The 388-nt window shown below is 70.1% G+C and carries 1 protein-coding gene; it reads right to left on the bottom strand.

Annotated elements, in window-relative coordinates:
• Positions 1–171: 171 nt before the first annotated feature.
• The coding region (locus tag EO139_RS20605) for a hypothetical protein (protein ID WP_206515170.1) at positions 172–388 on the bottom strand (217 nt) is incomplete at its 5' end.

Here is a 388-nt window from a genome sequence, read left to right as displayed (position 1 = left end):
GTTCTCGGGGACGGCGCAGGGGGACTCGCGCGCGAGCCAGTTCACCGGGCCGATCTCCACCGTGCCGGACGCCGAGCGCATCGACCTCGAGGTCGACGGCGACAGGTGGCGCACGCACGACTGACGCGCACGCGCACGCCCTGAGGGCGTGCGCGTCGCGGGGTGGAGCGGCTAGTTGCCGATCTGCCCGTCGCGAGAGTCCTCGATGACGGTGCCGATGGCGATCGCCACGGTGATGCCCCAGCTGAGCCACATGAGGCCGAGCTTCCAGTCGCGCGGACCCCGACGGGTCGTCTGCATCGTGCTCCAGCCGCCGACGAGGGCGCTGAGGACGCTGCCGTTCAGGATGTACTTGCGCATGACACCTCCCAGTGTGCTTCCACGGTAC

The organism is Xanthomonas sp. BRIP62411 (genome assembly GCF_003993525.1).
Classification (GTDB): domain Bacteria; phylum Pseudomonadota; class Gammaproteobacteria; order Xanthomonadales; family Xanthomonadaceae; genus Xanthomonas; species Xanthomonas euroxanthea.
Note: the sequence above shows the minus strand (reverse complement) of the source record. Positions and strands in the feature narration are given on the sequence as shown.